Annotated in this window: 18 protein-coding genes; 11 read left to right on the top strand and 7 right to left on the bottom strand. The window is 73.3% G+C overall.

Features of this window, described 5'->3' with window-relative positions:
* Positions 1–171 precede the first annotated feature (171 nt).
* The 3 genes from ACMA1D_RS19625 to ACMA1D_RS19615 all read left to right on the top strand — a co-directional run bounded on the left by ACMA1D_RS19625 (position 172) and on the right by ACMA1D_RS19615 (position 4,246).
* Positions 172–783: a carbonic anhydrase gene (locus ACMA1D_RS19625; protein WP_414725306.1), complete on the top strand. Its 612-nt coding sequence runs from the start codon at positions 172–174 to the stop codon at positions 781–783.
* A gap of 235 nt (positions 784–1,018) precedes the next feature.
* Positions 1,019–2,674 carry a SulP family inorganic anion transporter gene (locus tag ACMA1D_RS19620; RefSeq protein ID WP_414725305.1) on the top strand — a complete coding sequence of 552 codons (1,656 nt, stop codon included), beginning with the start codon at positions 1,019–1,021 and terminating at the stop codon, positions 2,672–2,674.
* A gap of 414 nt (positions 2,675–3,088) precedes the next feature.
* Positions 3,089–4,246, top strand: a complete 1,158-nt coding sequence (locus ACMA1D_RS19615; protein WP_414725304.1) for an FAD-dependent oxidoreductase — start codon at positions 3,089–3,091, stop codon at positions 4,244–4,246.
* A 60-nt stretch (positions 4,247–4,306) separates the two neighbouring features.
* On the opposite strand, the gene ACMA1D_RS19610 is transcribed toward ACMA1D_RS19615, so the two are convergent.
* The 3 genes from ACMA1D_RS19610 to ACMA1D_RS19600 form a co-directional block, all read right to left on the bottom strand.
* Entirely contained in the window at positions 4,307–4,894 is a 588-nt protein-coding gene (locus ACMA1D_RS19610) for a GNAT family N-acetyltransferase (RefSeq protein ID WP_414725303.1), read from the bottom strand.
* 48 nt (positions 4,895–4,942) lie between these two features.
* Positions 4,943–8,023 carry an FAD-binding and (Fe-S)-binding domain-containing protein gene (locus tag ACMA1D_RS19605; protein WP_414725302.1) on the bottom strand — a complete coding sequence of 1,027 codons (3,081 nt, stop codon included), beginning with the start codon at positions 8,021–8,023 and terminating at the stop codon, positions 4,943–4,945.
* 166 nt (positions 8,024–8,189) lie between these two features.
* A complete protein-coding gene (locus ACMA1D_RS19600; protein ID WP_414725301.1) occupies positions 8,190–8,675 on the bottom strand; it encodes a hypothetical protein in 486 nt (161 codons plus the stop codon).
* Positions 8,676–9,144: 469 nt separating this feature from the next.
* Here ACMA1D_RS19600 and ACMA1D_RS19595 point away from each other — a divergent pair, with 469 nt between their 5' ends.
* The gene (locus tag ACMA1D_RS19595; RefSeq protein WP_414725300.1) at positions 9,145–9,702 is read left to right on the top strand and encodes a cupin domain-containing protein; all 558 of its coding nucleotides are present in this window, start codon (positions 9,145–9,147) and stop codon (positions 9,700–9,702) included.
* A gap of 91 nt (positions 9,703–9,793) precedes the next feature.
* On the opposite strand, the gene ACMA1D_RS19590 is transcribed toward ACMA1D_RS19595, so the two are convergent.
* Positions 9,794–10,708, bottom strand: a complete 915-nt coding sequence (locus ACMA1D_RS19590) for a putative protein N(5)-glutamine methyltransferase (RefSeq protein WP_414725367.1) — start codon at positions 10,706–10,708, stop codon at positions 9,794–9,796.
* Positions 10,709–11,021: 313 nt separating this feature from the next.
* Positions 11,022–12,614 (bottom strand): PLP-dependent aminotransferase family protein, encoded by a 1,593-nt coding sequence (locus tag ACMA1D_RS19585; protein ID WP_414725299.1) that lies wholly within the window; start codon positions 12,612–12,614, stop codon positions 11,022–11,024.
* Positions 12,615–12,660: 46 nt separating this feature from the next.
* Between ACMA1D_RS19585 and ACMA1D_RS19580 the strand changes: the two genes are divergently transcribed.
* The gene (locus ACMA1D_RS19580) at positions 12,661–13,149 is read left to right on the top strand and encodes a carboxymuconolactone decarboxylase family protein (RefSeq protein ID WP_414725298.1); all 489 of its coding nucleotides are present in this window, start codon (positions 12,661–12,663) and stop codon (positions 13,147–13,149) included.
* A gap of 345 nt (positions 13,150–13,494) precedes the next feature.
* On the top strand, positions 13,495–14,613 hold the full coding sequence (serC, locus tag ACMA1D_RS19575) for a phosphoserine transaminase (RefSeq protein ID WP_414725297.1): 1,119 nt from the start codon (positions 13,495–13,497) through the stop codon (positions 14,611–14,613).
* 120 nt (positions 14,614–14,733) lie between these two features.
* Here the strand turns inward: serC and ACMA1D_RS19570 are convergent, their stop codons facing one another.
* The gene (locus tag ACMA1D_RS19570) at positions 14,734–15,789 is read right to left on the bottom strand and encodes a hypothetical protein (RefSeq protein ID WP_414725296.1); all 1,056 of its coding nucleotides are present in this window, start codon (positions 15,787–15,789) and stop codon (positions 14,734–14,736) included.
* A gap of 191 nt (positions 15,790–15,980) precedes the next feature.
* Between ACMA1D_RS19570 and ACMA1D_RS19565 the strand changes: the two genes are divergently transcribed.
* The 5 genes from ACMA1D_RS19565 to ACMA1D_RS19545 all read left to right on the top strand — a co-directional run bounded on the left by ACMA1D_RS19565 (position 15,981) and on the right by ACMA1D_RS19545 (position 21,486).
* Entirely contained in the window at positions 15,981–16,583 is a 603-nt protein-coding gene (locus ACMA1D_RS19565) for a Uma2 family endonuclease (RefSeq protein WP_414725295.1), read from the top strand.
* Positions 16,584–16,742: 159 nt separating this feature from the next.
* The gene (locus ACMA1D_RS19560) at positions 16,743–17,741 is read left to right on the top strand and encodes an aldo/keto reductase (RefSeq protein WP_414725294.1); all 999 of its coding nucleotides are present in this window, start codon (positions 16,743–16,745) and stop codon (positions 17,739–17,741) included.
* Positions 17,742–18,030: 289 nt separating this feature from the next.
* Complete coding sequence (locus tag ACMA1D_RS19555) at positions 18,031–18,492, top strand: hypothetical protein (RefSeq protein WP_414725293.1); 462 nt, start codon at positions 18,031–18,033, stop codon at positions 18,490–18,492.
* Between the two features lie 76 nt (positions 18,493–18,568).
* On the top strand, positions 18,569–20,848 hold the full coding sequence (locus ACMA1D_RS19550) for a DUF6571 family protein (protein ID WP_414725292.1): 2,280 nt from the start codon (positions 18,569–18,571) through the stop codon (positions 20,846–20,848).
* A complete protein-coding gene (locus ACMA1D_RS19545; protein ID WP_414725291.1) occupies positions 20,848–21,486 on the top strand; it encodes a hypothetical protein in 639 nt (212 codons plus the stop codon). Before ACMA1D_RS19550 ends, ACMA1D_RS19545 begins: the two co-directional genes overlap by 1 nt.
* A 207-nt stretch (positions 21,487–21,693) precedes the next feature.
* Here the strand turns inward: ACMA1D_RS19545 and thpR are convergent, their stop codons facing one another.
* Positions 21,694–22,260: an RNA 2',3'-cyclic phosphodiesterase gene (gene thpR, locus ACMA1D_RS19540; RefSeq protein WP_414725366.1), complete on the bottom strand. Its 567-nt coding sequence runs from the start codon at positions 22,258–22,260 to the stop codon at positions 21,694–21,696.
* Positions 22,261–22,350: the final 90 nt, after the last annotated feature.

Genomic DNA, 22,350 nt, shown 5'->3' with positions numbered 1-22,350 from the left:
ACCCCGGCCTCCGCCCCGGCGGGCGCTCACGGGTCGCACGCCGGACGCCCGTGCGTCCGGCCGTGCACCCCCGCTCGGCTCCTGCGCTCCGGCTCACCTTCTCCACCTCTCACCTCATCCACGCCAGTTCGTACCGATGCGCACCCTCAACCAGCGCAGGAGGCAACTGACATGCAATCCCTCATCGACCACGCCCGTACCTTCCAGCACCAACTGCTGGCACGCGGCGAGCAGCTCGCCCCGCTGGCCGCGGGGCAGGCGCCGGAAGCGCTCTTCATCACCTGCTCCGACTCCCGCGTCGTGCCGTCGCTGATCACCGGCGCCCGGCCGGGCGGGCTCTTCGAACTCCGTACGGCGGGCAACATCGTGCCCGAGTACCCCGGTGCACACCCCAGCGGCGAGGCCGCCACCATCGAGTACGCGGTGGAGGTGCTGGGCGTCGCGGACATCGTGGTGTGCGGGCACTCGCACTGCGGGGCCGTCGGCGCGCTGGTCCGCGGCGACGACCTGACCGCGGCCCCCGCGGTCTCCGGCTGGCTGGCCCACGCCACCACCGCGCCGACCGGCCCGGACGGGCCACTGGCCGCGGCGGAACACGGCCCCGACGTGTCGGGCCCGGTGCAGGTGCACGTACGGGCCCAGTTGGCACGGCTGCGCGCGTACCCGTGCGTCGCGCGGCGGCTGGCGGCCGGCGAGCTCACCCTGCACGGCTGGTTCTACGAGGTGCACACCGGCGCCGTCTTCGCGCACCGGTCCGACCTCGACGCCTTCCTCCCGCTGTGAACCCTGCCGTCCGGCGCGCCCGGGCAGCCGGCCCATCGCGCGGCAACGTCGCCGCCGCGCGTTCCGGCTTGCTGCCCAACTGCCGCGCAAATCAGGTGAGTTCACTAACGGATCCGGAGCTGCCCGGCCTTCCCCAGGGCCCCGTCCGCGCGGTTCCCCGCCCCCTTCCTCGAATCCGCCCGTGGTCCGGCGCCCCCGCCGCCGGCTCCACGGCCAACCGCATCGCGAGGACACCATGCGTCCCAATTCCCTGACCCTGCGGCGAGACTTCGCCGCCTCACTCGTCGTCTTCCTCGTCGCCCTGCCGCTGTGCGTCGGCGTCGCCGTCGCCTCCGGCGTCCCGGCCGAGGTGGGGCTGATCACGGGGATCGTCGGCGGCCTGGTCACCGGCCTGCTCCCGGGCAGCAGCCTCCAGGTCAGCGGCCCCGCGGCGGGCCTGACCGTACTCGTCTACGAGGCGGTCGAAACGTACGGGCTCGGCGCCCTCGGCGTCATCGTGCTCGCCGCCGGGCTGCTGCAACTCGCGCTCGGCGCGCTGGGCTGCGGCCGGTGGTTCCGCGCCATCTCGGTGTCGGTCGTCGAAGGCATGTTGGCCGGCATCGGCCTGGTCATCATCGCCGGCCAGCTCTACGCGATGGGCGACCTGACCGCGCCCAAGACCGGGCTGGACAAGATCACCGGGCTGCCGGGGCTGATCGGTGACGTCGCCGGCAGCAGTACGGCGCTGACCGCGTTCGCCGTCGGCGCCGGCGTGGTCGCGGTGCTGGTGGGCTGGCCGCACCTGCCGGCGAAGATACGCGTGGTGCCGGGCGCACTGGCCGCCGTCGTGCTGGCCACCGGCGTGACCGCACTGGCCGACCTGTCCATCGCCAAGGTGGAGGTGCAGGGCCTGCTCGACTCGGTGAACGTGCCGGGCTCGGGCGACTTCGGCGAACTCGCGGGCGTCGGGCTGCTCGGCACCATCGTGGCGTTCACCCTCATCGCTTCGGCCGAGAGCCTGTTCAGCGCCGCGGCCGTGGACCGGCTGCACGACGGGCCGCGGACCGACTACGACAAGGAGCTGATGGCGCAGGGCGCGGGCAACGCGGTGTGCGGCGTGCTCGGCGCGCTGCCGATGACCGCGGTCATCGTCCGCAGCTCGGCCAATGTGCACGCGGGCGCGGTCACCAAGGCGTCCCGGGTGCTGCACGGCGTGTGGCTGCTGCTGTTCGCCGCGCTGCTGCCCGCCGTCCTCGGCATCATCCCGCTCGCCGCGCTCGCCGGCGTCCTGGTGCACGCCGGTTGGAAGCTGCTGCCGCTGCGCCACCTGCGGCCGATGTGGCGTGAGCACCGGGGCGAGGCGGTCATCCTGGGCGTCACGGCCGTCGCCATCGTGACGGTCAACATGTTCGAGGGCGTGCTGATCGGGCTGGCCCTTTCGGTGATCAAGACGGCCTGGGAGACCTCGCACGTGCACACCACGGTCGCCGAGACCCCGAGCGGCACGCTGCGCGTCACCCTCGTCGGCAACGCGACCTTCCTGCGGCTGCCGAAGATGCTCGACACGCTGGAGGGCCTGCCCGCCGACCAGCCCATCGAGCTCGACATCAGCGGGCTGCGCCACCTCGACCACGCGTGCAGCACCGCCCTCGTCACCTGGGCGGAGCGGCACAACGACGCGGACACGGTCCCGGTCCGCATCGCGGCTGCCGGCGGCGGCGCGCACCGGGAGCTGACCGCGGGGGCCCTGTCCGCGAAGGTGCTGTCGGCGAAGGCGCTGCCCGCGGGGGCGTCGGCCGCGGCCGACGGTGAGGCCCACCGGGAGCAGCCGGCCGCGGAGGCCGATCCCGCCGCCACCTCCGCCGGCGCATCCGACCGAGACCGGGAGCGGGTGACCGCCGAGACCCCCTGACCCGAGCCGGGAGCAGTCGCCCGTACGGCAGCAGTCACCCGTACAGAGCCGGCCACCCGGCCGCCCCACCCCCGCGAGGTCCGCGGGTGGGGCGGCGCGGGTGGCCGTGGCGTTTTCCGGGACGAGTAGCCGCCGGGGTCGGGGCGGGATTGGCCGGCGGGGCGGGCGGCGCGGGGCCCGGCCCGCGTGCGGCGAGCACACCCCGCCCTAGGTTGAACGAGCCAATAAGTTGACTCGTTGCACTTTTCTCCCTAGCCTCCCTTTCAGGGTCGACACACCCCGCCCAGCACGCCGGCGACGACCGTCGCTCCCCTCTGCGTATGACGCTAACTCACCTACCAAGAGAGCCAGTTGACGCTCTCTCATGTCGGCGGAACCCACCATCCCCGTACCGCGCGAAGCAAAGGACCAGTCATGCACTCACCCACCCCCGCCCGGGCCAGGATCAGCGTCATCGGGGCCGGACCCGGCGGGTTGACCTGCGCTCGGGTGCTCCAGCGGCACGGCATCGCGGTCACCGTCTACGACCGCGACCCGGGCCGCGACGCGCGCGACCAGGGCGGCACCCTCGACCTGCACGCGGACAACGGGCAGCACGCGCTGGCGGCGGCGGGGCTGCTCGACGCGTTCCACCAACTGGCGCGCCCCGAGGGGCAGGAGATGCGGCAGTACGACCCGGCCGGCACCCTCGTCCAGCACCACGTGCCGCGGCCCGCGGACCGCTTCAAGCCGGAGATCGACCGCGGCGAACTGCGCGATCTGTTGCTCGACTCGCTGTGCCCGGGGACGGTGCAGTGGGGGCACCGGCTCGTCGCGGTCGGCGGGCCGCCGCAGGGGCCGCGGCTGCTGCACTTCGCGGACGGCACGACCATCGAGAGCGACCTGGTCATCGGCGCCGACGGGGCGGGCTCCCGGGTCCGCCCGACGCTCTCCCCGGCGCGCCCCGCGTACACCGGCGTCAGCTTCCTCGAAGGGTGGTTCTCCGACGTCGACGAGCGGCATCCGGAGCTCGCCGCGCTGGTCGGCCCGGGCAGCGCGGCGGCGGCCGACGGCGACCGCGGACTGTTCGCCCAGCGCAACGGCGGCAACCGCATCCGTGTCTACATCATCCAGCGCCTGTCGCCCGACTGGATCACCGCCAGCGGCTTGACCAGCGATGACACCCTCGGCATCCGGGGCAGGCTGAGTACGGCCTACGCGCACTGGTCGCCCGTCATGCGGAAGTTGCTCACCGACAACGACGGCCGGTACGTGCACCGGCCGATCTTCGCCCTGCCGGTCCCGCACACCTGGGCGCCCGACCCCACGGTGACCCTGCTCGGGGACGCCGCCCATCTGATGCCGCCGCTCGGCGTCGGCGTCAACCTCGCCATGCTCGACGCCAGCGAACTCGCCCTCGCACTGGCCGGCGCGACCACCGTGGACGAGGCCCTGCGCGACTACGAGCGGACCATGCTGCCCCGCTCCACCAGGACCGCCGCCCTGCTCGACGGGGCGGCCGAACACCTGCTGTCGGCGGACGTGCCCGACTTCGGCGAGGAGATGGCGGGCATGGGCGAGGGGCCCGCCTGAGGCAGGCGGGGCCCGGTCGTGGCCGCTTCGGCTACCGGTGGTCCGGCGCGGCCGTGGCGCCTATCGCTGGTCCGGCGCGGCCGTGGCACCCGGCGCACCCGCCGTGCCCGGCGCCGCCGGGGCCCACACGCCGAACCACTGCTCGGCGCCGTACTCCTCGAACCGCTCCACCTCGGTGAAGCCCAGCCTCGCCGCGAGCCGCACCGCCCGGTCGTTGACGCTCTGGGTGGTCAGCACCACGGGTTCGCCGGGCAACGCGGCGGCGCACCAGCCCAGCGCCGCGGCAGCCGCCTCGTGCGCGTAGCCGTGCCCCCAGGCCGCCGGCAGGAAGAGGTAGCCGAGTTCGACCTCGTCGCCCTCGGCCCTGACCCGGCCGCGCCGCTCGGTACCGCGCCGGTCCAGGGTGACCATGCCGATCATCGCCCCCTCGCGCGCGACCACGAAGGTGCCCGCCCGGTTGCCCGGCACCTCGGGGACGGCCCGCTCCAGTTCCTCGCGCGGTCGCGCACCGCCGATGTACGTGCCGACCTCCGGCGAGGCGAACAGCTCGACGAACGCCGCCCGGTCCCGCGCGGCGGACGCGCGGAGCACGAGCCGATCGGTGTCGATCGGGGCGGGCGGCCAGGCAACGGTTCCGAGTCCGGTCATGCGGCGGAACCTATCGCACGGCCGTACGGGCCACCTGGCCTGCCCGGGCTACGCGCGGCGCGCCGCAGCCGACTCAAGACCTGCGGCCAGCACCTCCGCGATGTGCCGCGCCCGCGGCGCCAACTGGCCCTCCACTCCGGCTAGTTGATCGATCTGCGTACGGCAGGAGAAGCCGTCGGCGATGACCTCGGCGCCCGGTGGCCGGTCGCGTACGGCGGGGAGCAGGGACTCTTCGGCACAGGCCACCGAGACCTCGTAGTGGCCCGCCTCGAAGCCGAAGTTGCCGGCCAGGCCGCAGCAGCCGCCGGCGAGTTCGCCGGTCAGGCCGGCGCGGGCGCGCAGGGCGCGTTCGGCCGCGTCGCCGAGTACCGCGTGCTGGTGGCAGTGGGTCTGGCCGACGACCGGGCGGTCGATGCGGGGCGGCTGCCAGTCGGGCGCGTACCGCTCCAGGGCCTGCGCGAAGGTGAGCACCGACGCGGCGAGCTGGGCCACGCCCGGATGGTCCTGGCCGAGGAGTTCGGGCAGGTCGCTGCGGAGGGCTGCGGCGCAGCTCGGCTCCAGGACGACCAGCGGCAGGCCGGCGGCCAGCGCCGGCACGAGCGCGGCCACGGTACGCCGCATCACCTGCCGCGCCCGGTCGAGTTGGCCGGTGGAGACCCAGGTCAGGCCGCAACACAGGGGCCGGCCCCGGCCGGTCGGCGGCAGCACGACGCGCAGCCCGGCGTCCTCAAGGACGGCGACCGCGGCCCGGCCGACGGACGGCGAGAGGTAGGTGGTGAAGGTGTCGGGCCACAGCACGACCGTCTGCCCGCCGGGGCGCGACCGACCCCGCACTGACGCCCCGGCCGCCGTCCCCCGGGCCGCTCCGTCCGCCCCCGCAGAGCCGCCCCGGCCCGCCGATGCCGCCCCCGCGCGCCCGCGCGCACGTTCCCGCTCGCGGCGGCGCCACCAGTGCGTGAAGGGTTCCGTGGCGAGTTCCGGGATGGCGCGCTCGGGGGCGATGCCGGCCGCGCGTTTGGCCAGCGCGGCCAGTGGCGCACAGCCGGTGGCCGCGTTCGCCGCCGGGGCCAGGTGCAGCGCGCCGGCGGCCCGCAGCCACACCGGCAGCCAGCCCATGGCGTAGTGCGCGGCGGGGCGCAGCCGGCCCGCGTAGTGGTGGTGCAGGAACTCCGCCTTGTACGTGGCCATGTCCACGCCCACCGGGCAGTCGCTGCGGCAGCCCTTGCAGGACAGGCACAGGTCGAGCGCGTCCCGCACCTCGGTGGAGTGCCAGCCGTCGGTGACGAGTTCGCCGGCCAGCATCTCGTGCAGCAGCCTGGCCCGGCCGCGCGTCGAGTGCTCCTCGGCGCCGGTGGCCCGGAACGAGGGGCACATCACGCCGGCGCCCGGCGCGCCGGTGGTGCGGCACTTGGCGACGCCCACGCAGCGCCGGACCGCGGCCGAGAAGTCTCCGCCGTCCTCCGGGTAGCCGAACACCACGTCCACCGGCTCCCGCGGCAGCACCGCGAACCGCAGGTTCTCATCCAGCCGGTGCGGCCTGGCCAGCATCCCCGGGTTCAGCCCGCCGGCCGGATCCCACAGGTCCTTGTAGCGCTCGAAGAGCCGCACCATGCGCGGCCCGTACATCCGCGGCAGCAGCTCGGCCCGCGCCTGCCCGTCGCCGTGCTCGCCCGACAGCGACCCGCCGTGCGCGACGACGAGGTCCGCCAGGTCGTGGGAGAAGTCCCGGAAGCGCGCCACGCCCGGTTCGGTCAGCAGGTCGAAGTCGATGCGTACGTGGATGCAGCCGTCGCCGAAGTGCCCGTACGGGATGCCGTGCAGGTCGTACTGGCCGAGCAGGGCGCGGAAGTCCCGCAGGTAGCCGCCGAGTCGGGCGGGCGGCACCGCGCAGTCCTCCCAGCCGGGCCAGGCTTCCGCGCCGGGCCCGCCGGCGACGCCGGGCAGCCGGGTCGCGGTGCCCGACGCGTCCTCGCGGATGCGCCACAGGGCGCGCTGTCTGGCCGGCTCGGTGACGACGGCGGTGTCGGTGCAGTCGGCCGCGACGGCGCGCACCAGCGCTTCGGCGTGCGCCCGCGCCTGCCCCGGGTCCGCGCCGCCGACCTCCACGAACAGCCAGGCCCCGCCGCGCGGCAGGGTGCCGGCCGCGGCCGGCCCCACCAGGTCGTTCGCCATCCCCTCGACGGTCAGCGGACGGTGCGGCAGCACGGTGGGGGCGGCGTCGGCGGCGCTGCTCTCGTCCGGGTAGCCGAGCACGGCGAGCACCCGGGCGCCCGGCGCGGGCACCAGCCGCACCGTCGCCTCGCCGATCACGCCGAGGGTTCCCTCGCTGCCGGTGAAGGCCCGTGCCAGGTCGACGCCGTGCTCCGGCAGCAGTTGGTCGAGCGCGTAGCCGGAGATGCGGCGCGGCAGGTCGGGGAAGCCGGTGCGCAGCAGCGCCAGATCTCCGTCGACCAGGGCGCGCAGCCCCTCGCGCAGCCGTGCCGGCAGCGCGTCGAGCCCACCGCGCGCCAGCCGCACCCGCTCGCCCCCGTACAGCAGCGCGTCCACCGCGTGCACGTTGTCGGCGGTGGTGCCCCAGGCGACCGAGTGCGAGCCGCAGGAGTTGTTGCCGATCATCCCGCCGATGGTGCAACGGTTGTGGGTGGCGGGGTCGGGGCCGAAGGTCAGCCCGTACGGGGCGGCGGCCGAGCGCAGCGCGTCGCAGACCACGCCCGGCTGGACGCGCGCCGTACGGGCCTCGGGGTCTAGCGCCACGATCCGGTTCAGGTGCCGGGTGCAGTCGAGCACCACGCCGGTGCCGGTGGCCTGCCCGGCGATGGAGGTGCCGCCGCCGCGCGGCACGACGGGCACGCCGTGCTCCCGGCAGAGCGCGAGCGTCGCGGCGATGTCGTCCGCGTCGCGCGGGGCGACGACGGCGAGCGGTACGCGGCGGTAGTTCGAGGCGTCCATCGTGGTGAGCGCGCGGGCGGTGACGTCGTCCGCCACCTCCCCGCCGACGGCCGCGCGCAACGCGCGCACCAACGCGGCGGCATCGGCGCCGCCAGGCCCGTCCCCGCCCGGCGGCCCGCCACCGCCCGGCCGCCGCTCGTCCCCCGCACCCGTACCCGATCCGCTTCGCCATCGCGCCATGCCTCCAGCGTGCCCCCCGCGCCCCGTCCGGCACGGCCCGACGCACGAATTTCGGGCACGGGCCGCCGCGGCGCAGCCGGGCCACGGACCGGTCCCGGGCCCGCCGGCCCCGGCGCCGCGCGTGCGCAGCACCGGGGCCGGCGGCCGGCGAGCGACCGTCGCCGGGTCAGTCGCAGCGGTCACACAGATAGCTGGGCCGCGCGGCGGGCAGCGACTTGCCGACCCCCGGTTCGGGCACCCAGCGGCCCCGGTGGGACCGGCGCGAGGGCGGCCCGTACGGCGACTGCCAGGCCGGCCGGTCGGACCGCGGCGCGTCGGCCGGCCCGCGGCGCCACACCGCGGGGCCCGACCGGGACCGCACCGCCAGCCGGGCGAGGGCCAGCGCGGTGGGGGCCGGCGCGGCCAGTGCCGGGCCCGCAGCGCTGACGCGCCAGCGGCCCAGTGGCTCGGGGCGCAGGCACCGCGCGCTCAGCCGCTCCCACACGGCGAGCCCGCTGCGCGGCGCGGGCGGCCGGACGGGGTGGGGCGCGGGGCCCGCCGGGACGCGGCAGGCGGCGTACGCAGCGAGGTGCGCGCCGCCGCCGTCGGGGCGGGGCCGGCCGGTGGTCGACGGCTGGGCGGGCAGGCAGGTGGGCAGGGCCACCCGGTTCATGGACACAGAGGGACACCGGATTTCAGTGAGGGACCGCAGCGGAAAGCAGCGCGGCGCACTCGGGCGACGCGCGACGGATCAGCGTTCGGGGTGACTCACTTGCGGTACAACGGCATGTCCTTGACCTGACGACAGTGGGCGAAAGGACGGTAACGGCGGCCGGCCGCACGGCTCCACCGATTTTCGGCCGCTGTCCGGGGCCGACGGGCCAGCCGCGCCGCCGGCCCGTACCCCCACGCCGCGCCGGCCCGTACCCCCCTGCCCGCACGCGTACCGCCCCCGGCCCGCTCCCGTACCACTCGGCACCAGCGCCCGCCCGTACGACGCTGCCCACCGCCCCGTACCTGCCCGGCGGGCCTAGGTCTACGGCCCTCGGTCCGGGTCCGGCCGAGTCGGGTCGCGGGCCCGATGCCGCGGCCCGGTGGCCGGGGGGAGCATGCGGTGCAGACCCGTCGATGAGGAGCGCACCATGTCCTACCTGGAACCCCTCGCCTACCCCGAGCCCCGCTACCACGGCGCCGAGGGCGAGGTGAGCGCCGTCTTCCGCCCCGCGGACGCGCCACCGGAGCTCTCCTCGCCCGGCGGCTCCACCCACTACCTGGCCACGAACGAGTCCACCGGCGGCGAGTTCGGCCTGTACAAGGTGGAGCTCGCCGCGCGTTCCGCCGGCGCCAAGCCGCACTTCCACCGGGCGATGTCGGAGTCGTTCTACGTGCTCTCCGGTGCGCTGGAGCTCTACGACGGGGACCGCTGGGTGACCGGCCGCACCGGCGACTTCCTGTACGTGCCGGTCGGGGGCCTGCACGCGTTCAAGAACACCACCGACGAACCCCTGACCATGCTCATGCTCTTCTCGCCCGGCGCGCCCCGCGAGGAGTACTTCGAGCGGGTCGCCGAGGTGGCCCAGCGCGGCGGGCAGGAGCTGACGGACTTCCGCACCCGACACGACAGCTACTTCGTCGAGGACTTCCAGCGGGACTCCGTACGGGGTGCGCCGCAGCGGCCGGCGGACGGCGGGGCCGCGTAACAGCGCGTCCGGGGTGCGGAAGTGACGGCCCGATTCGGCCGCTCCCGCTCCCGGGTGGCCGGCCGCGCGGCAGGGCGGCCGGCCACCCGGGTCACCCGGCCCCGACCCCGTCGCCATCTCCGTCGCCGGCCGCACGCCCCGCAGCGGCCACCGTGCCGAGGACGACCGTGACGTCGAGTTCGCCCGACGTCGTCAGCCGGGCCGTCAGCCCACCGCGCAGGAAGGCGAGTGCGGCCGGGGCGGCCTGGCCCTCGCTCGTCTCGACCAGGACGCAGCCGCCCGGCGCCAGCCATTCCCGCGCGCCGGCCGCCACCCGGCGCAGCACGTCGAGCCCGTCCGCGCCGCCGTCCAGCGCCACCCGCGGCTCGTGCTCGCGGGCCTCGGCCGGCAGCAGGCCCACCGCGCCCGTGGGCACGTACGGCACGTTGGCGGTCAGCACGTCGACCCGGCCGCGGAGCGCGGCGGGCAGCGGGTCGAACAGGTCGCCCGCGTAGACGCGCCCGCCGACGGCGGCGACGTTGCGGCGGGCGCAGCGCACCGCGGCCGGGTCGACGTCGGCCGCGTACAGCGCGATGCCGGGGCCGAGCGCCGCCCTCACGGCCGCGCCGACCGCGCCCGAACCGCAGCACAGGTCCACGACGACGGGGCGGCGGGCGGGCGCGGCCGGGCTGGCCCGCACATGGGCGACGGCCCGCCGCACCAGGAACTCGGTGCGCCGCCGCGGCACGAACACCCCGGGATCGACCGCGATCCGCAGCCCGCAGAACTCCGCCCAGCCCACCACCTGCTCCAACGGCAGCCCGGCCACCCGGCGCTCCACCAGCGCGTCGAGCTCGCCCCGGGTACCGGCGGCGGCCAGCAGCAGCCGCGCCTCGTCCTCGGCGAACACGCAGCCGGCGGCCCGCAGCCGCGCGATCACGGCGGGCCGGTACGGGGCGAGGACGGATGGGGACGCCGTACTGGCGGCGGGCGCTGGCGCGGCAGCGGGAGGCTCCGCTACGGGCAGCGCGGTGTGGTGATCAGGAGGACCACAGGGAGTACGAGAAGTACGGGGGCCGTGCGAAATGCGGGGAATACGGGGAATGCGGGGAACGTCCGGCATGGGGAGCCTTTCGGATCGCCTGCGGGGCCCCCTGCGGTCACCGCTACCGGGTGAGCCGCACGCTCATGAGGGGGAGCGCCCGACCTGACACTGCGGTAATGGGGCTCACCTCCTCGATCGTCCACTGCTGGAGCGCGTCACTCTACCCGACCGGCGCACGCGATCCGCTACGCGCCCCCACCGCCGTACGGGCGGCGGCCCGCGCGCTGGCGGCCCGTCAACCCGCCGAGGGCAACGCCCGACAGAGCGCGTCCAGGGCGCCGGCGAAGGTGTGATCCGGCGGCGTGCCGTAGCCGACGACCAGCCCGTCCCGCGGCGGCATCGGGGCCCGCGGGTGCCGGTAGGAGGCGAGCCCGTCCAGAGCCAGCCCCTGCCAGGCCGCGGCCTGGATGATGCTGCGCTCGGTGTCCGGCGGCAGGTCGAGCACGGCGTGCAGCCCGGCCGCGATCCCCGAGACGGTCAAGTGCGGTGCGTGCGCGGCGAGTTGGGTGACGAGCTGGTCGCGACGCCGGCGGTAGCGCTGTCGCATGCGCCGCACGTGGCGGTCGTACGCGCCCGAGGCCAGCAGGTCAGCGAGGACGAGCTGATCGGGGATGCCCACCCACATCTCGCGCTCGCCCTTGGCCGTGAGGACCGCGTCCACCAGGGCGTCGGGCAGCACCAGCCAGCCGATGCGCACCGCGGGCGACAGGCTCTTGCTGACCGAACCCACATAGGCCACCCGGTCCGGATCGAGCCCCTGGAGCGCACCCACGGGTTGCCTGTCGTAGCGGAACTCGCCGTCGTAGTCGTCCTCGATCACCAGCCGGTTGCCCGCCCGCGCCCAGTCGAGCACGGCCGTCCGCCGCTCGGGGTGCAGCGGGCCGCCGGTCGGGTACTGGTGGGCGGGCGTCAGCAGCACCGCCCGCGCGTCGGTGCGCGCGAGCTCCGCGACCTGCGCGCCGTTCTCGTCGACCGGCAGCGGCACGGTGCGCAGCCCGGCCCGGTGCAGGATCGTGCGGTGGAAGTCGAGCCCGTACGACTCCACGGCCAGCGTCGGCCCGCCGCCCGCCGCAGTCCCGGCCCCCGCCCCGCCGGTCAGCACGTCGGGCCCGACCGCCGCGACCCGGCCCCAGGCGGCGGCCGGACCCGCGGCCCCCTCGCCGCGCGCCGCCCGGCCGGGCCCGGCGCCCGCGCCCGTGTTCCCGTCCGGGTCCGAGTCGCCCGCCCCGACGCCGGCCAGCACCTCGGCCAACAGCCGCACCCCGTGGGCGAATCCGGCACAGATGACGATGTGCTCCGGGTCGGCGCGCACCCCGCGCGCCCGGGCCAGGTACTCCGCCAGCATCCCCCGCAACTCCGCGCGCCCGCGCGCGTCGTTGACCCCGAACGCGGAGCTCGGGGCGCCCGCCAGGGCCCGCCGGGAGGAGGTGAGCCAGGCGGCGCGCGGGAAGGCGGAGGCGTCCGGCGCCCCGGGCATCAGGTCGAAGGTGGGGCGGGCCGCGAGCGGGGGCCTGGTGGGCCTGCGCGTGGTCGCGGGCGGCGGCGGCACCGCGCCCTGCGCGACCCGGGTGCCGGCGCCCCGCCGGGCCGTCAGCCAGCCCTCGGCGACGAGTTCCGCGTACGCCTCGGCGACGGTGTTCCTGGCCACCCCGAGGTCGACGGCGAGCGTGCGGTACGGCGGCAGCCTGGTGCCGGGAACCAGCCGGCCCCCGCGGATCGCCTCCCGCAGCGCCCGGGTCAGCGAGGCCCGTACACCTCCCGGACCGGTCAATTCCAGATGGAGGTCACTGCCCAGCCCAGCAGCCGATTTGCACCACGATTCCGCCATGGCCATGAACCATATGCGTGTTCCAACGGGCTTCTAAAGTCGAGGCATGACCACAGAGCAGACCGCAGCCCGCACCGCAGGACACGCCGCCGAACACACCGCGCGGATGAACTTCACGAAGGCCGCCCCGAAGGTCTTCCAGGCCCTGGTCGACCTGACCATGGCGGCCAAGGAGGGCCTCGATTACACCCTCATCGAGCTGGTCCAGATCCGCGCGTCGCAGCTCAACCACTGCGCGTACTGCCTCCTCATGCACACCACCGACGCCCGCAAGGCCGGCGAGAGCGAGGAGCGCATCAACCTGGTGAGCGCCTGGCACGAGGCGCCCGGCTTCTTCACCGAGCGGGAACAGGCCGCGCTCGCCCTGACCGAGGCGGTCACACTGCTGCCCGGCGGCGTGTCGGACGAGGTCTACCACCGCGCGGCCAAGCACTTCGACGACACCGAACTCGCCAAGCTGATCGGCGTCATCTTCGCCATCAACTCCTGGAACCGGATCGCCGTGACGACGAGCAAGGTCCCCGGCACGGCGTGAGCACGTACGCATGGGCGGGACGGCTCCGGGCGGCTCGGGGCGGAGTGGCCTGAGCGGCAGGGCTTGAGCGGGGCGGCTTGCGCAGGGTGGCGTTGAGCGGAGCGGCTTGAGCGGAGCGCGCGCCCCACTCCCCCGGGCGCCGGCGGAACGACACCTTCCGTCGGCGCCGGGCCCGCCCCTCCCAGAGCCCCCGCCCGGACACGCCGGCCCCACCCCGAAACCGGAACCCGGCGATCACCCCAAGATGGCCAGGAGTGGTCGCCGGCGGTCGCATCAGGTGGCCGGGCGGTCTCATCCGGTGGACGGCACCGAGGGGCGGGGACGGAACGGATTAGGCTTCGGCCCGTGGCTGATATCCAGATTCCCGCTGACATCAAGCCCGCCGACGGACGATTCGGCTCGGGCCCCTCCAAGGTGCGCACGGAGGCGCTCAGCGCCCTGGCCGCCACCGGCACCTCGCTGCTTGGCACCTCACACCGACAGGCACCGGTCAAGGACGTGGTGGGCCGGGTGCGCGCCGGCGTCAGCTCGCTGTTCTCGCTGCCCGACGGGTACGAGGTGATCCTCGGCAACGGCGGCACCACCGCGTTCTGGGACATCGCGACGCACGGACTGATCGAGCGCAAGTCCCAGCACCTGACCTTCGGCGAGTTCTCGTCGAAGTTCGCCAAGGCCGCCGCCGGCGCCCCCTGGCTGGACGAGCCGACGGTGGTCAGCTCCGACCCGGGCACCCACCCGGAGCCGGTAGCCGAGGCCGGCGTGGACGCGTACGCCTTCACCCACAACGAGACCTCCACCGGCGTCGCCGCCCCGATCCGCCGGGTCGCCGGGGCCGATGCGGGCGCGCTCGTCCTGGTGGACGCCACCTCGGGCGCGGGCGGCCTGCCCGTGGACGCCGCCGAGACGGACGTCTACTACTTCGCCCCGCAGAAGTCGTTCGCCGCCGACGGCGGCCTGTGGCTCGCGGCGTTCTCGCCCGCGGCCCTGGAGCGCGCCGCCCGGGTGCACGCCTCCGGCCGGTACGTGCCCGAGTTCTTCTCGCTGCCGACCGCCATCGACAACTCGCTCAAGAACCAGACGTACAACACCCCGGCGCTCGCCACCCTCTTCCTCCTCGCCGACCAGCTTGAGTGGATCAACGGCCAGGGCGGGCTCGACTGGGCCGTGCAGCGCACCGCCGACTCCTCGTCCCGGCTCTACGGCTGGGCGGAGAAGTCGCCGTACGCGTCGCCGTTCGTCGCCGACCCCGCGCAGCGCTCGCAGGTCGTCGGCACCATCGACTTCACCGACGACGTCGACGCCGCCGCGGTCGCCAAGGTGCTGCGGGCCAACGGCATCGTGGACACCGAGCCCTACCGCAAGCTCGGCCGCAACCAGCTCCGCATCGCCATGTTCCCGTCCGTCGACCCGGCCGACGTCGAGGCGCTGACGGCCTGCGTCGACCACGTCATCGGCAAGCTCTGACCGACCGGAGCCGCAGGCTCCGCCCGTACGGGCCCACCGGCGCAGACCGTGCGCCGGGGCCCTCGCCACGCGCACCGAAGGCCCCCGCTCAGCGGGGGCCTTCCGCGTACGCACCGCGCCTCACTTGCGGCCCAGCAGCCTTCGCGCGGCCATGCCGATCGCCGTGCAGACCACGATGAGCACCCCGGCGACGTAGTAGTTGCCCGAGTCCGCTTCCTTCGCGTCGTCGCCGGCTGAATCCTTGCCGCCTCTGCCGCCCTTGCCGTCTTCGCCGCCCGAGCGCTCCCGCTCCAGGCGCGCCTGCGGCGAGAGCAGGTCGTCGTCGAGCCGCACCGCCGCGACCCGGCTGTGCTCGCCCTCGGTGCCGTACATCAGCGTGCCGCCGTCCAGCGTGTACGTCACCGCCTCGCCCTGCTGCTGGATCGGCATCCGCGGCTCGCCGATGTGCTCGATCCGGCCGCCGCGCCAGGCGTAGAGCCCGACCTCGAAGTAGCCGCGCAGCACCAGGTGTTCCCCGTCGGGCGAGAACGCGCCGTCGGTGACCCACAGGTCCACGTCGGTGACGCGGGTGAACCGGTTGGTGCCGGTCGCGCTGAGCTTGGCCGGCCCGGCGTACAGGCCGGCGTCCTGCTTCTCCTTGCTGACGATGTAGACCCGCCCGGTCTTCGGGTGCACCATCATCGCCTCGGCGTCCCGCGGCCCGCCGTCGTACTGCACGGTGTACTGCGTGGCGGTCACCGTGGTGTCCGCGAGCCGCTTCGGCTCGGGGAAGGCGTAGATCCACACCTTGGGCCAGGTGCCGCCCATGTTGTCGCCGATGTCCGCGACGTAGACCCGGCCGTCGGGGCCGACCGAGACCGCCTCCACGTCGCGCGGGTCGCCGATGCCGCGCAGCGTGACGGTGGCGACGGTGCGGCCGGTGGCCGAGTCCACGGCGTACACGTACGGGCCGTCGTCACTGTCGTTGTGCGTCCAGTACACGCCCGGGTGGGCCCGGCTCGCGGCAAGACCACTGGACTCGGTGATCCGCTCGTCCTCGATCGTGAACGAGGAGGCCCGCCCACCGAACTCGGCGGCGTGCGCGGAAGCGACGGGGGCCGCTCCGAGCGAAGCGGCGGGAAGCGCCGTGAGCACGGCGGCAACGGTGCAGGTCACGACGCGAGCAAGGGAACCCATGGGGACAAGCCTGCCATCCCGCGCGGGAACGGTGCGGGCCGCGTCCACGGTCGCCGCCGGGTCCGCCGCAGGACCGCACGGGGGCGCGCAGCCGACCGCGATGCGTCAACTTCGCTCCGTAAACCCCCCGAAAGGGGGAAGGCGCGACAAAGCCGCTGGGTACCCTAAAAGGGTCGGCAAGAATCCCGATCATGGGAGCACTAATGACGCCTGTCGCGCCACAGCCCGAGTGGCCCCGCCCGCCCGCGGGTGGGTACACCGCCGACGATCTTGACCGGCTTCCGAACCTGCCTCCGCATACGGAGCTGATCGACGGGAGCCTTGTTTTCGTGAGTCCGCAGACCGCGTTCCACACCCTGACCATGCGCCTGCTGGACGATCGCATCGCTCGTTGCGCACCACCCGACCACCTGGTCTTTCGGGAGATGACCATCGCTCTCGATGCGCGCAGCCGCCCCGAACCCGACATCATGGTGGTGCACTCCGAGGCCTTCACCAGCCTCGCCCAAACCTCCTTCAAGCCCTCCGACGTCGTCCTCGCCATCGAGGTCGTCTCCCCCGACTCCGAGGCCCGGGACCGCGACCGCAAGCCGGTCCTGTACGCCGCCGCCGGCATCCCGCACTTCTGGCGGGTCGAGGAGGACCGCGGTCAGGCCGTGGTCCACGTCTTTGAGCTCGAAGACGGCAAGGACACCTACACCGCGAAGGACGTCTTCCGCGAACAGCTCAAGGTGGCCGCGCCCTTCCCGGTCGAGATCGACCTGCGGGACATCGACCCGCGGCGCCGCCCGTAGCTCGACGGCTGGCAGCGGGGAGTAGCGCGGACGTACGGGCGCCGCGGCGGGTGACGGGCACACGCCGCGCCGCGGTGAGCCGCCGACGAGGGTGGCGGACGCCCACCGGCGGACGGCGGGCTTGCTTGGAGTCCGCTCCAAGCAGTTGGCTTGGCTCCCATGAAGTACACGCAGCTCGGACACACCGGTCTCAAGGTCAGCCGTCTGGTGCTCGGCACCATGAACTTCGGTCCGCAGACCGACGAGGCGGACAGCCACGCCATCATGGACGCCGCACTCGGTGCGGGCATCAACTTCTTCGACACCGCCAACGTCTACGGCTGGGGCGCCAACAAGGGGCGCACGGAGGAGATCATCGGTTCCTGGTTCGCCAAGGGCGGCGACCGGCGCGACAAGACCGTGCTCGCCACCAAGATGTACGCGAACATGGCGCCCAGCGACGACGCGCCGTGGCCCAACCACGACCTGCTGTCGGCCGTGAACATCCGCCGGTCCGTGGAGGCCAGCCTGCGCCGGCTCGGTACGGACTACATCGACGTGTACCAGTTCCACCACGTGGACCGGGCGACGCCGTGGGAGGAGATCTGGCAGGCCGTCGACGTCCTCGTCCAGCAGGGCAAGATCCTCTACGTCGGCTCCTCCAACCACGCCGGCTGGCACATCGCCAAGGCCAACGAGGCGGCGCGGCGGCGCGGCTCGCTCGGCCTGGTCAGCGAGCAGTGCCTGTACAACCTGGCCGAGCGGCGCGCCGAAATGGAGGTCATCCCGGCCGCGCACGACTACGGCCTGGGCGTCATCCCCTGGTCGCCGCTGCACGGCGGGCTGCTCGGCGGCGCGCTCCGCAAGGAGCGCGAGGGCGGCGCCTCGCGCACCAGCAGCGGGCGGGCCGCGGAGGAACTGGCCAACCCGGCGGTGCGCAAGCAGGTCCAGGCGTACGAGGACCTGCTCGCCAAGCACGGCATCGAGCCCGGCGAAGCGGCCCTCGCCTGGCTGCTGACCCGCCCCGAGGTGACCGGGCCCATCATCGGCCCGCGCACCACCGAACAGCTCGAATCCGCGCTGCGTGCGGTGGAGCTGGAGCTGGGCGACGAGGTGCTGGCCGGCCTGGACGAGATCTTCCCCGGCCCCGGCCCGTCGCCGGAGGCGTTCGCCTGGTGATCGGCTGTTGATCGCCTGTTGACCGCCGCCAGGCGGTCACCCGGTCGGTGATCGCCGTCCGACCACGGGATGGGCCCCGGCGCACGTGCGCCGGGGCCCGCGCCGTTTTCCCCGCCCCGCGCGCCCTCCCGGAATGAGCCACACCGCACAGGACGCGCCATCCGCACCGCATCCCGGCCGCGCCGTCACCTCAAGTACGCCCGCCGTCACCGGGCCCCCACTATCGTTCCGCACGGTAACTCGGCTGCTACGCAAGCGAGTTAAGGGACTCGGGGGAAGTGGGGGAAATATGTCCTTCCAGGAGGAGTGGGGCCGGATTCGTCGCGCGGCGGAGGCGGACGGCCGGACCCGGCTCAACAGCGCGGCCAGCGGTTCTCCGGGCGACGGCGCGGACCGGCTCGTGGTCCACCAGGAGGACCTGGGCCAGGTCGGCCACGAAGCGTTCCTGCTGCACGGCAGGTTGAAGAAGGCCGGCGATGTGACCCGCGGTGCGACGGGGGACGGCTCGACCGCCACGGCGGCCCGTGTCCTCACCTCGCACAACTTCACCATGGGCGATGCCCTGACGACGACGGCGGCGATCTGGGAGGACCAGGTCAAGACGCTGCTCCAGGCGTGTGCGCACATCTCCAACCACCTCGACTACTCGAAGAAGTCGCACACCCACGAGGACCAGAAGATCGCGGCCACCATGTCGCACCGCGACGGCCGGGCCGTGTCGACCTCGGAAATCGCCAAGTTCTACGAGTAGCCGGCGGCATCGGTCGAAAGCAGTCGGCAACAGCGCCCCAGGCAAGCGCACGGCAATGACGTGAGGTGACCGCAGCATGGCACGGCTGACCTACGACGACCTGTACCAGGTCCCCTTGAAGGACCTCGGCTCGGCCGCCGACGACTGGAAGGAGATGGTGGACCAACTCGCCCAACTGGCCACGGCGGCGCGGGACGGCATGGTGCGGAAGTCCGAAGCGGCCCGCTGGGAAGGGGTGAACGCCGGAGTGACCCGGCCGTTCATCCGCACCACCGCCGAGGAGTTCCACGATGCGCACACCCAGGCGAAGGGCATCTGGAGCATGTTGCGCGATGCACACCGCGATCTGACGGAAATCCAGAAGTCCCTCAAGCGGGCCATCGACGTGGACGCGAAGAAACACAGCATCCAGGTGTCGTCCGATGCGGACGGCGGCGTGATCTGCAAGTACGTGGACCGGTCCGGCGAGCAGACGAAGGACACCGCGGCCCAGACCGCCTATCTCCAAAACTTCGCCGACCGGGTCGCCTCCCTCGTCGCGCAGGCGGCCGAGATCGACGGCTCGGTGACCCGCGCCCTGGGCAAGATCCACGGCAACGACAGCCATGACTTCGGCCATGCGACGTACGACTCGCTGGACGACGTCCAACGCGAGCGGACCGTGCAGCTCGCGAAGAAGAGCCTGTCCCTGCACGAGAGCGGCGAGGAGTTGAGCCCGACGGAACTCGCCGAGTTCCGCACGCTGATGCAGGGCAATGCGAAGGACCCGGAATTCGCGGTCGAGTTCTACCGGGACATGGGCGCGAAGGACGCCCTGCGCTTCGAGGCCCAACTCGCCATCAACGCGTCGTCGGGCGACGACAAGACCCGCCTCGAACTGGCCCGGAGCATCCAGAAGGACATGGGCATCGCCCTGGCCACCGCGACCGACCCGCCATCCGGCAAGGACAACCCGCACACGTCCTTCCGCGAGGACCGCACGTACCTCGGCAAGGCGTGGATCAACGAGCTGAAGAAGGTCGGCCTGCAACCGCTGGGGGTCGGCCTCGACCACGCGGAACCGGTCGGCTACCAGGCCCTCGCGTCCCTGCTGCGGTACGGGACCTACGACAAGGCGTTCCTCAACCCGATCGCCGAGGAGTTGGTCAAGCAGGAACGCGAAGGGGCAACCTGGCCGGTGCCCGACCCGCACAACGGCGACACGCACTTCGGCCTCAACCTCGCGGACGAGAAGAGCCCCGGTTGGGACCCCATGACCGGCGTCCTCAAGGCGTTCGGCAACAGCCCCGACGCCTCGACGGCCTTCTTCAACGGCGCCACCGGCGGCGGTGACAGCAACCTGAAGCGGCTCAGCAACCTGGAATTCTTCCTGGGCGACGAAAACGGCCGCGAGGAATGGCTCCCCGACAAGACGAGCGGCCTCACCGACCCGGACGACGCGAGCCGCGTCCCCGCCAAACAGGCCCTGGGCGAGGCCCTGCAATCCGCGACGACGGGCCGCCCGTACGGCGACGAGGGCCCGTTGAAGCCGCATACGCGGGCGCAGGCCGATGTTTTCGAGGGGGTGGTGAAGGAGGTGGGCAGCAACCCGGGTTCGGTCAAGCACGACGGCGAGCTCGCGGCGATCGCTCCTCATCTCGGGAACATGTCGGCTGAATACATGTATGACATTCAGCGGACGTTTGCCGGTGGCGACTCCAGCGGGTATTTCGATCATGCGGGGGCGGATGCGAATTCTAAAGCCCTGAGCGACGAACGCAATCTCACCAAATTCCTACAAGCGACCGCCGAAGACCCAAAAGCCTATGCGGCTATTAAGCACGCCCAGCAGGCCGTCACCACCGAGGCGATCCGAGATAATATCAGTGGCATCGGTGAAGATTCCCTGGCTCCGACAGCGGAACGAGTCGTAAGGCCTGGGGCGACGATCGCCAGCATCACTGCCGTTGGGCAAGCAGAATCGATTGCAGCGGCCGATGACAGCCTCAAGAAAGTGCAGGAGTACAACCAGAGCCTAGAAGAAAGGGCCAAATGGGTCGGCAGGTTCGCCGAGATGGGGGCAAATCATATTCCGCTCTACGGCGACTTCGTGAACTGGGCATATGAGGACGCCCAGGAAGCGGTCCTCAAGCACTACACGAGGGATGAAGAAGAGGTCGTTCAGCAGATCGAGTCCGACCGGAAAGACTTCCTCGACGGCGAGCGCGAAAAGTCGGCTCTTGCCACAAAGCAAGCCTTCCTTGACGCCGCGAGGAAAGAGAACATCCCCACGGCGCCCGGCACGACGGGCGCCGGAGCAGCCGACGACGTCTTCTACTCCGTCAATACCGGCTTTTCGGATGGGCGAACCCGCTGATGGCCACCAAACTGACCGCGATCACCTCGCCCGCTCGGCTCATAATGTCCGCCGCTGTCGCACTCCTCCTCATCGGAGCGGGCATCTGGTGGGTCAGCACCGACCCGCTGGCCGATGACGACGCCACGAGAATTCCCCGGCGCGTCTGCGACGACCGCATTTCCGGCTCGGATGTCAAGCCGCTGCTTCCCGCTCACGACGGTGAGCTGAAGACGGAGACGCTGTTCTTCGACAAGCTCTATGACCAAGGGCACTGCGAGCTGAGTACCGAGAACGAGAAGGTGCTCATTACCGTCGACTCCGTGCCCGTCTATCGCTACCCGCGTGAAAGCACGCAGCGCCAGGGGGTCCCCGTCACCCTGGGCAAAGCCTATGGGTACCTATCCGACAAGCATTCCCTGCATCTCTACGTCCCGTGCAGGGTGAAGGAAGAAACGCAGCGCGTGGTCGTCGGGGTCAGTAGTTCGCTCCATCGGCCGGACTCCGAGTCTCCTCCTGCTCGCGCACGGCCGGCCGCAGGTGATGACGAGGTTGCCGTGGCCGCGGCGAACATCGCTCGCGAGGTGACGGGGGACTGGCTCCACTGCCCACGCGCCGACAAACTTCCCCCCGGCCCCGCCCAAATCCACTGGCCGTAGCCGGCTGCGCGCAGGGCAGACCCGCTGCGCGCAGGGCAGATCAGCGTACGAGGGAGGCCACGGCCACCACGATGAGCAGGACGACGAACGTGCCGCTCACGATCAAGCTTCGAATCTTCGGGTCCACCCTCCGAGGTTAGCCGCAGGTCGTGGCCGGGCTGCGACCGGGCCTTGGGGGCGGGGCGGGGCGGAGGCGCCCCCGCCCGGTCACTCGCCCAGTGGCCAGGACGTCACCCTCTGGTACCGCGGCTGGGCGCCGGGCACGCCGGGCTGCGGGGGATTGCTGCGGACCAGCGTGAGTTCCTCGGCGCGCCACGGCCGGCCCTCGAAGTCGGCGAGGGCCTCGACGTACGCGGCCAGGTCGACGGCGTCGGTGCGGTTGCGGGCCAGGGTGAGGTGGGGGGTGTAGGCGTGGTGTGCTGACATGTCGACGCCGGCGCGGCGGGCCGCCGCGGACGTGGCGTCGGCCAGGCGCCGCATCGGTGGCAGGCCGCCCGACGCGCCGGCCCACAGCGCCCGGTTGCCGAAGCTGCCGCCGCCCGTCAGGCGCAGTTGGAAGGCGCCGTTGCGGTGGGCGGCGCGGCCGAGCCTCGTGTACAGGTCCGGCAGCGTCTCGGCGGCCACCTCGCCGTAGAACGCGAGCGTGAAGTGCCAGCCGGCGCGGGCCGTCCAGGTCAGCCGGTCCGCCTCGGGCAGGTCGTGCAACGGGGCGACGGCGGCGGCCAGTTCCGCGGTGGCCGACTCCGGTGGCAACACGGCTGCGAAGAGTCTCATCCGCTCAGTGTCGCCGACGGAGCCGGCCGGGCGGTCGGCCGGGGCCGCGCGGCGCGGGCCGGCCGGCGCGGCCGAGGCGGGGCGCACCGC

Source organism: Streptomyces sp. 796.1 (assembly GCF_047525675.1).
In the GTDB taxonomy this organism is placed as follows: Bacteria; Actinomycetota; Actinomycetes; order Streptomycetales; family Streptomycetaceae; genus Streptomyces.
The sequence above is the reverse complement of the archived record's forward strand: the minus strand, read 5'-3'. Positions and strand labels throughout refer to the sequence as shown.

What these genes read in the sequence shown, in the direction of transcription:
- ACMA1D_RS19585 (WP_414725299.1), bottom strand. Translation starts at nt 12,614, where the DNA reads ATGGCGGAATCGTGGTGCAAATCGGCTGCTGGGCTGGGCAGTGACCTC.
- ACMA1D_RS19555 (WP_414725293.1), top strand. Translation starts at nt 18,031, where the DNA reads ATGTCCTTCCAGGAGGAGTGGGGCCGGATTCGTCGCGCGGCGGAGGCG.
- ACMA1D_RS19580 (WP_414725298.1), top strand. Translation starts at nt 12,661, where the DNA reads ATGACCACAGAGCAGACCGCAGCCCGCACCGCAGGACACGCCGCCGAA.
- ACMA1D_RS19550 (WP_414725292.1), top strand. Translation starts at nt 18,569, where the DNA reads ATGGCACGGCTGACCTACGACGACCTGTACCAGGTCCCCTTGAAGGAC.
- thpR (WP_414725366.1), bottom strand. Translation starts at nt 22,260, where the DNA reads ATGAGACTCTTCGCAGCCGTGTTGCCACCGGAGTCGGCCACCGCGGAA.
- ACMA1D_RS19560 (WP_414725294.1), top strand. Translation starts at nt 16,743, where the DNA reads ATGAAGTACACGCAGCTCGGACACACCGGTCTCAAGGTCAGCCGTCTG.
- ACMA1D_RS19625 (WP_414725306.1), top strand. Translation starts at nt 172, where the DNA reads ATGCAATCCCTCATCGACCACGCCCGTACCTTCCAGCACCAACTGCTG.
- ACMA1D_RS19600 (WP_414725301.1), bottom strand. Translation starts at nt 8,675, where the DNA reads ATGAACCGGGTGGCCCTGCCCACCTGCCTGCCCGCCCAGCCGTCGACC.
- ACMA1D_RS19615 (WP_414725304.1), top strand. Translation starts at nt 3,089, where the DNA reads ATGCACTCACCCACCCCCGCCCGGGCCAGGATCAGCGTCATCGGGGCC.
- ACMA1D_RS19545 (WP_414725291.1), top strand. Translation starts at nt 20,848, where the DNA reads ATGGCCACCAAACTGACCGCGATCACCTCGCCCGCTCGGCTCATAATG.
- ACMA1D_RS19595 (WP_414725300.1), top strand. Translation starts at nt 9,145, where the DNA reads ATGTCCTACCTGGAACCCCTCGCCTACCCCGAGCCCCGCTACCACGGC.
- ACMA1D_RS19605 (WP_414725302.1), bottom strand. Translation starts at nt 8,023, where the DNA reads ATGGCGCGATGGCGAAGCGGATCGGGTACGGGTGCGGGGGACGAGCGG.
- ACMA1D_RS19610 (WP_414725303.1), bottom strand. Translation starts at nt 4,894, where the DNA reads ATGACCGGACTCGGAACCGTTGCCTGGCCGCCCGCCCCGATCGACACC.
- ACMA1D_RS19565 (WP_414725295.1), top strand. Translation starts at nt 15,981, where the DNA reads ATGGGAGCACTAATGACGCCTGTCGCGCCACAGCCCGAGTGGCCCCGC.
- ACMA1D_RS19570 (WP_414725296.1), bottom strand. Translation starts at nt 15,789, where the DNA reads ATGGGTTCCCTTGCTCGCGTCGTGACCTGCACCGTTGCCGCCGTGCTC.
- ACMA1D_RS19620 (WP_414725305.1), top strand. Translation starts at nt 1,019, where the DNA reads ATGCGTCCCAATTCCCTGACCCTGCGGCGAGACTTCGCCGCCTCACTC.